Consider the following 6,437-nt stretch of genomic DNA (forward strand, 5'->3'; position numbering starts at 1 on the left):
GGCGTGCGCCGCGAACCCGCTCTGCCCGTGTAGAGCCGAGCCCGCGCTCGGCCTTCTTTGGCCTGCTAAAAGGCCGTCCCGGCCCTCAACAGCAGCGGCCACCATTGCGTCCGCCGTAGCGCGCTTCCTGGCGCTCGCGGAAGAACGTCTTGTAGTCCATCGGCTCCTGGTCCGGATGCTTTTCCAGCATATGCCGGACGTAGTTGTCGTAATCAGGAATGCCACAGCACAGTCGTGCGGTCTGCACCAGGCGCCGCCAGATGCGGCGGTGCGCCTGGTACTGGCCGGCGGGAACCAGTTGCGTACTCATCACAGATCCACCATTTCATGCGGCTTCAGCGCCACGTAAGGGGTCTCGCGGTCGCTGCGCTGCGGATTGCGGCGTGCCGCCAGGATGGTCTTGATCGAATACACCAGGACTGCGCCCACCACCAGCAGGAACAGCGCGGTCAGGCCGGTATTGACGTAGGCGTTGACCACGATCTGCTTCATCTGCGCCATCGACTTGGCCGGCGCCGTGATCGTGTCGCTGGCGAGCGCGGCCTGGAACTTGTGTGCCTGTGCCAGGAAACCCTGCGCCGGGTTGCTGTCGAAGATCTTGATGAAGCCGGCATAGGTGGTGCAGATCAGCAGCCACACCGCCGGTACCGCAGTGACCCACGCATAGCGGTCGCGCTTCATCTTGAACAGCACTACCGTGCCCAGCATCAGTGCGATACCGGCCAGCATCTGGTTGGAGATGCCGAACAACGGCCACAGGGTCTGGATGCCGCCGAACGGATCGACCACACCGGTGTAGAGCAGGTAGCCCCACAGCGCCACGCAGCCGGCGGTACCGATGATGTTGGCGGTCCACGACTCGGTCTTCTTCAGCGCCGGGACGAAGTTGCCCAGCAGGTCCTGCAGCATGAAGCGTCCAGCACGGGTGCCGGCGTCCACCGCGGTCAGGATGAACAATGCTTCGAACAGGATCGCGAAGTGGTACCAGAACGCCATCATTGCGTCGCTGCCACTGGGGATTGCTTCGTGCAGGATCTGCGCGATGCCCACCGCCAGTGTCGGCGCGCCACCTGCACGATGCAGGATGGTCGGCTCGCCGATCGCCGCCGCGGTCGCGGTCAGCTGCTCCGGCGTGATGGTGAAGCCCCAGGTGTTGGTGATGTAGTGCGCCGCCGACGCAGCATCGGCACCGATCACCGCGGCCGGGCTGTTCATCGCGAAGTAGATGCCCGGGTCGATGATCGATGCGGCCACCAGTGCCATCACCGCCACGAACGATTCCATCAGCATGCCGCCGTAGCCGATGTAGCGCATGTGCGCTTCATTGGCCAGCAGCTTCGGCGTGGTGCCGGAGGAAATCAGCGCATGGAAACCAGAGACCGCACCGCAGGCGATGGTGATGAACAGGAACGGGAACATGCCGCCCTTCCACACCGGGCCGTCGCCACTGGCGGCGAACTGGGTCAGCGCCGGCATCTTCAGTTCCGGCATCACGATCAGGATGCCGACGGCCAGCGCGATGATCGTGCCGATCTTGAGGAAGGTCGACAGGTAGTCGCGCGGGGCCAGCAACAGCCACACCGGCAGCACCGATGCGACGAAGCCGTAGCCGATCAGCATCCAGGTGATCTGGGTGCCAGTGAACGTGAACGCCGGGCCCCACACCGGGTCGGCGGCGACCTTGCCGCCGTACCAGATCGCGGCCAGCAGCAGGATCAGGCCGACCACCGAGATCTCGCCGATCTTGCCGGGGCGGATATAGCGCATGTACACGCCCATCAGGATGGCGATAGGCATCGTCGCGATTACCGTGAACATGCCCCACGGGCTTTCGGCCAGCGCCTTGACCACCACCATCGCCAGCACCGCCAGGATGATGATCATGATCAGGAACGCACCGAACAACGCGATGGTGCCGGGTACCTGGCCCATCTCTTCTCTTACCAGGTCGCCCAGCGAACGGCCGTTGCGACGGCTGGACAGGAACAGCACCATGAAGTCCTGCACCGCACCGGCCAGCACCACGCCCACCACCAGCCACAGCAGTCCAGGCAGGTAGCCCATCTGCGCGGCCAGGACCGGGCCGACCAGCGGGCCGGCGCCGGCGATGGCGGCGAAGTGGTGGCCGAACAATACGTGCTTGTTGGTCGGCACGTAGTCCAGGCCATCGTTGTTGATCACCGCCGGCGTGGCCCGGGTCGGATCCAGCTGCATCACCTTGTTGGCGATGAACAGGCTGTAGAAGCGGTAGGCCACCAGGTACAGCGAAACCGCGGCGACGACGATCCACAGCGCATTGATGTGTTCGCCGCGGCGCAGGGCCACGGTGCCCAGACAGAAGGCGCCGAGCAGGGCGAGGACCGCCCAGCCTATTTTGGAAAACCCTTTCATGAGGTGCTCTCTCCCGGAAAGACAGTCAAAGAGTCCCGCGTGCCCTCGACAGGGTCAATTGGCACAGGACGAATCGGCGGTAGTACTTTGGTCGTACGCTTGTTGTGCTGACGTGCAGCGAACATCAGGGATGGAACAATCGGTTGCGGCGCCGTCCATTGGCGTGTGGCCGTGCGGCGTCCATCTTCAGTGGCATCCATCCAACAGGAGTCGCCATGAGCTTTCCCGAACCGGTCCGCGTGCTGCGGACCATCCGTGGCATGCCCACCTCCGACGGTGCCGGCGTGCGCCTGACCCGCGTCATCGGTGGCCCGACGCTGCCCGACCTCGATCCGTTCCTGCTGCTCGATGAATTCGGCACCGACCGCGCCGAGGACTACATCGCCGGTTTCCCGGAGCATCCGCACCGCGGATTCGAGACCGTCACCTACATGCTCGACGGGCGCATGCGGCATCGCGACAACCATGGCAACGAAGGCCTGCTGACCCCGGGCAGCGTGCAGTGGATGACCGCTGGCCGCGGCCTGGTGCACTCGGAGATGCCCGAGCAGGAAAGCGGGCAGATGCGTGGCTTCCAGCTGTGGGTGAACCTGCCGGCGAAGGAGAAGATGACCGAGCCGAAGTACCAGGAGTTCGCGCCTGAGCGGATTCCGGTGGTGCACCCGGAAGCGGGCGTGGAGGTGAAGGTGATTGCTGGCACGGTCGATGGCACCCGCGGCCCGATCGTGCAACCGGCCACCGACCCGCTCTACCTCGACATCACGCTGGCGCCCGACCGTGCCTGGACCTATGCGCTGCCGGAAGGGCACAACGCCTTTGCGTACGTATTCGAAGGTGGCGTGACCGTGGGTGAGCAGGACGCCGCGCGCGACGTCGCCCGCCAGGAACTGGCGGTGCTGGGCGGTGGCGAGCAGTTGCACATCTCGGCCGGCAATGAAGGCGCGCGCCTGATCCTGGTGGCCGGCCGTCCGCTGCGCGAACCGGTGATGCGCCACGGGCCGTTCGTGATGAACACGCGGCAGGAACTGATGCAGGCCTTCGTCGATTTCCAGGAAGGCAAGTTCTGACGTAGTACCGGCCGCTGGCCGGCAACTGCCTCGCATGGAGGCGGATCGGGGTGCCGGCCAGCGACCGGCACAACCGTTGGATGGGGTCGCGCTGCGGGGATGCTGCCAGGCAGCCATCCCCGTCATCCTCAGCGCCCGGCGGCCACGGCCGACGGGGTCAGGCTCATGCCCTGCGCCAGCTGTTGCAGTGACCCCAGCTCCTGCGCGCTGTCCGGATACAGCGAAATCTGCGCGTAACGCCCCTTGTCGAGCTTGACCACGCTGATGCGCCGTTCGGCATACCCCGGCGGTTGCTGGCCGCCCAGGTCGGGCTGGTACCAGTACAGCGATTCACCGCCGAAGCTGCCTTTTTCCTGCCGCAGCGAGCGGTTCAGCGGAATGGACGGGTCACGCGCGCTGAGCATCAGGCTCAGCACTTCGCGGCCGTCAGGGGTGCTGGCGCGGCAGACCAGGAAATCGGCCTGCACCTGCTGCTGCCACTGCAGACCGCTGCTGGCCGGCAGCGAAGGACATTCGGACGGCGCCTGCGCGGCGGCGTGGGCCGCAGCGAAAAGCAGGCTCGACAACATGACAGGCACGAACTTCATGCATCCCCCAAGGTGATGAATTGGTTGGCTTCGCCAGCGGAGCCGGCGACCATGGCATCCCATCCCCGGACGCCCCCCATCCGGCATGTGCACGGACGGTCAACTCAACCTTAACGGAACGTGAGCAATCGCACAATTCGCGGTTGCAAGCGCAACCATTGCGGCCGAGGGCCGCCCGCAATGGTTGCTGCGGGGATCAGCGGTCGTTGCCGATCCACTTGTAGATCAGGCCACCGATCGCGCCGCCCAGCAACGGGGCGACCCAGAACAGCCACAACTGGCTGACCGCACCGCTGCCGGCGAAGAAGGCAACGGCCGTGGAGCGGGCCGGGTTCACCGACGTGTTGGTGACCGGGATGCTGATCAGGTGGATCAGGGTCAGCGACAGGCCGATCGCCAGCGGGGCGAACCCGGCCGGTGCCTTGCCGTGGGTGGAGCCCATGATCACGATCAGGAACACCGCGGTCAGGACCACTTCGCACAGGAAGGCCGCCGCCACGCTGTAACCACCGGGCGACAGCGCGCCATAGCCATTGCTGGCGAACGCTCCGGCCTGGCTGCCATCGATGGCGAAGCCACTGGCGCCGGAGGCGATCTGCAGCAGGATGAAGCCGGCCAGCAGGCCACCCGCAACCTGGGCGATGACGTACGGCACCAGGTCCTTGGTCGGGAAGCGGCCACCCGCCCACAGGCCGACGCTGACCGCCGGATTGAAGTGCGCACCGGAGATATGGCCGAACGCATAGGCGCCGGTCACCACGGTCAGGCCGAAGGCGAGCGCCACGCCGAGGAAACCGATACCCAGCGGATTGCCGTCACCACCGAACTTGGCGGCCAGCACTGCACTGCCACAGCCACCCAGAACCAGCCAGAACGTGCCGAGGAACTCGGCGGACAAGCGTTTACCCATGCTCATGTGTTGCACTCCTTTGACGGTCGAAAGTGTGATTTATGTCACATTTCAATGATCAGCGGGTGACTGTAGCGTCAACGCCAGGTGCAGGAATACACCCTCGGATGTGTGCAACACGCGATGCTCAGTACTGCGGCAGCGGGATGAACTCCTTGTCGTCGCCGGGGATGGTGCCGAAGCGACCGGCTTCCCAGTCGTGCTTCGCCTGCTCGATACGCTCTTTCGAGCTGGACACGAAGTTCCACCACAGGTGGCGCGGGCCATCCAGCGGCTCGCCACCGAACAGCATCGCCTTCACCGGTGTCTTTGCGCGCAGGCGGCCGCGTGCGCCGGCTTCGGGGATGACCAGGTGCTGTGCGGGAATGTCCACGCCATCCAACTGCGCGTCGCCCTCAAGGATGTACAACGCGCGCTCGCGGTGGCCGTCGTCGATGTCGATTTCCGCGTCCGGGTCCAGATCGATCGCCACATTGAGCGTATCGGCGAACACTTTCACCGGCGATTCCTCGCCATAGGCGCGGCCAGCGATCACCCGAAGCCAGGCACCCTTGCGGCGCTGCTCGGGCAGGGTGGCAGCGGCATGGTGATAGAACGCCGGCTCGATTTCCTCATGCGACTTCGGCAACGCGACCCAGGTCTGCATGCCGTGGATCGGGTTGTCATGGTCGCGGTCCGATTGTGGCGTGCGTTCGGAATGGGCGATGCCGCGGCCGGCGGTCATCCAGTTGACGTCACCGGGACGAATCACCTGATCCGAGCCCAGGGTGTCGCGGTGGCCGATGGCGCCCGACCACAGATAGGTAACCGTGGCCAGGCCGATATGCGGATGCGGGCGCACGTCGATGGCGGTGCCGGGGTGCATCAGTGCCGGGCCCATCTGGTCGACGAACACGAACGAGCCGATGCTGCGCGCCTGCAGGGTGGGGACGGCGCGGCGGACTTCGAGGCCGCCGATGTCGTGCACGCGCGGAGCGATGATGGTGGTCATGCGGGCGTTCTCGCTGGCAGGGATCAGGTGGTCAGCATCGCATGCGGCTGTGACGGGGACATGCCTCGTATGGGTAACAGGGTGTTCCAGCCAACGGCGCAGCCCCTCGTGGCTGGTTGCTTGGTCGCGTAAAGCAAAAGCCGCGCTTGGCCGGGCGGCTGGGTTGCGCAGGACACGCCGTAAACCCATCCATGGGGGCTCGATGGCGCCATCCATGGCGTCAACGGTCCTGCGCAACCCACCCGCCCGGCCTCTGACAGTTTCCGTGTGCGTCCAGCCACGGAGAAGAAAATAGAAAATCAAAATCAAACGCCGGTCGCTTCGCTCTTGGTGTCGACCAAGGTCGACACCCACCAGTTCGTAATGATCCGTGCTGAACAAGGTCGACACCTACCAGTCATCGCAGTTCACCCACCGTCACCGGGAAACTGTCAGGGGTGGGGCGGTGTCGGGGTGCGGGGTGTCCGCGGCATGGATGCCGCGGCCAAGCC

Annotated in this window: 6 protein-coding genes; 1 reads left to right on the forward strand and 5 read right to left on the reverse strand. The window is 65.3% G+C overall.

Annotated features, from left to right (window positions below; translation table 11 throughout):
* Window positions 1-85: 85 nt before the first annotated feature.
* Both HMPREF3114_RS02980 and HMPREF3114_RS02985 read right to left on the reverse strand, forming a co-directional pair.
* Window positions 86-310: a YbdD/YjiX family protein gene (locus HMPREF3114_RS02980; RefSeq protein ID WP_005410613.1), complete on the reverse strand. Its 225-nt coding sequence runs from the start codon at window positions 308-310 to the stop codon at window positions 86-88.
* A complete protein-coding gene (locus HMPREF3114_RS02985) occupies window positions 310-2,391 on the reverse strand; it encodes a carbon starvation CstA family protein (protein ID WP_053499687.1) in 2,082 nt (693 codons plus the stop codon). Before HMPREF3114_RS02985 ends, HMPREF3114_RS02980 begins: the two co-directional genes overlap by 1 nt.
* A gap of 215 nt (window positions 2,392-2,606) precedes the next feature.
* Between HMPREF3114_RS02985 and HMPREF3114_RS02990 the strand changes: the two genes are divergently transcribed.
* Window positions 2,607-3,458, forward strand: a complete 852-nt coding sequence (locus HMPREF3114_RS02990) for a pirin family protein (RefSeq protein WP_053499689.1) — start codon at window positions 2,607-2,609, stop codon at window positions 3,456-3,458.
* A 128-nt stretch (window positions 3,459-3,586) separates the two neighbouring features.
* On the opposite strand, the gene HMPREF3114_RS02995 is transcribed toward HMPREF3114_RS02990, so the two are convergent.
* From HMPREF3114_RS02995 to HMPREF3114_RS03005, 3 genes are all read right to left on the reverse strand, one after another.
* Window positions 3,587-4,045 carry a hypothetical protein gene (locus HMPREF3114_RS02995; RefSeq protein WP_032954397.1) on the reverse strand — a complete coding sequence of 153 codons (459 nt, stop codon included), beginning with the start codon at window positions 4,043-4,045 and terminating at the stop codon, window positions 3,587-3,589.
* A gap of 196 nt (window positions 4,046-4,241) precedes the next feature.
* Entirely contained in the window at window positions 4,242-4,961 is a 720-nt protein-coding gene (aqpZ, locus tag HMPREF3114_RS03000; RefSeq protein ID WP_053499691.1) for an aquaporin Z, read from the reverse strand.
* Between the two features lie 121 nt (window positions 4,962-5,082).
* The gene (locus HMPREF3114_RS03005; RefSeq protein ID WP_005418267.1) at window positions 5,083-5,946 is read right to left on the reverse strand and encodes a pirin family protein; all 864 of its coding nucleotides are present in this window, start codon (window positions 5,944-5,946) and stop codon (window positions 5,083-5,085) included.
* Window positions 5,947-6,437 lie beyond the last annotated feature (491 nt).

Origin of the sequence: Stenotrophomonas sp. HMSC10F07 (genome assembly GCF_001807895.1) — a bacterium.
Taxonomy (GTDB): Bacteria; Pseudomonadota; Gammaproteobacteria; order Xanthomonadales; family Xanthomonadaceae; genus Stenotrophomonas; species Stenotrophomonas sepilia.